The 1,048-nt window shown below is 59.1% G+C and carries 1 protein-coding gene; it reads right to left on the bottom strand.

Annotation, left to right across the window (positions count from 1 at the left end; translation table 11 throughout):
* Nucleotides 1–16 precede the first annotated feature (16 nt).
* Nucleotides 17–960 (bottom strand): IS630 family transposase gene (locus tag FHT29_RS34270; protein WP_210250242.1). Its coding sequence is split into 2 segments (ribosomal slippage): nt 17–624 and nt 624–960, totalling 945 coding nucleotides; the frame shifts between segments, so codons are not numbered across the junction.
* Nucleotides 961–1,048: the final 88 nt, after the last annotated feature.

The following is a 1,048-nucleotide window of genomic DNA, read 5'->3' as shown; positions in this document are numbered from 1 at the left end:
CTAGAGCAGATCTTGTTCATTCCGGGTCATATCCAGCGGCCCTGAAGTAGTTTGCGCATTCCGCCGGAGTGAAGCGGGGTAGCAGAGCGCCGACTGCGTCCCACAGGGCGTCGATCTTTCGCTCTGCCCGGCCTCGCAACATGGCTTTCAGTTTGGAGAATGCGTTCTCGATGGGGTTAAAGTCTGGGCTATACGGCGGCAGGAACATGAGTTTGGCGCCGGCGCGCTCGATGGCATCGCGCACGCCGGATGTCTTGTGGGCCGGCAAGTTGTCCATGACGACAACGTCCCCCACCCGCAGGGTCGGCAGCAACACCTGCTCGACATAAGCCAGGAAGACGTTACCGTTCATCGCTCCATCGTAGACAAACGGCGCAGTCATTCCGGTGAGGCGCAACGCGCCGGTAAATGTCGTTGTTTTCCAATGGCCGTGCGGAACACCGGCTCGGCAACGCTCGCCTCGAAGCGCACGCCCGCGTAGACGGGCCATCTTCGTCGAGAGGCCGGTTTCATCTATAAATATCAGTCGGTCAGGATCGAGATCGAGCTGGTTATCAAACCAGCTACGTCGGCGCTTCAGGACATCCGACCGGTCTTGCTCCAGTGCATGTGCGGTCTTTTTTTAAACGTCCATCCGTGGCCTCGCAGCCATGCGCCGAGTGCACTCCGGCTGATGCTCACCTGCCGCTCAACAGACAAGCGCTCGACCATTTCATCAAGCGTAACATCCTTGCGCTCTTCGATCAGCTCCACAACGAATGCCTCGTGTGCGTCGAGAGCCGAGGGGCGTTTCCAACCTTGTGGGCGGGAGGTCGCCTCGCCCTCTTTTGCTCTTGCAATCCACCGGATCGCCGTCGAAATTCCCACTCCGAACCGGGCTGCGGCTTGCCGTGCTGACATGCCCGCCGCAGACGCTTTCAATACGCGTAACCGAAGATCATCGCTCAGTGCTTGTGCCATCATCCACCTCTTTGCTGTGGATGTTGAATCAGCTTCGCCGCGCCGCGTCACCTCACAATCGATTCATCGATCGCAGGACCTGCTCTAG

Source organism: Rhizobium sp. SG741 (genome assembly GCF_012275435.1).
Classification (GTDB): domain Bacteria; phylum Pseudomonadota; class Alphaproteobacteria; order Rhizobiales; family Rhizobiaceae; genus Rhizobium; species Rhizobium lusitanum.
This window is presented reverse-complemented; position numbering and strand designations above follow the sequence as displayed.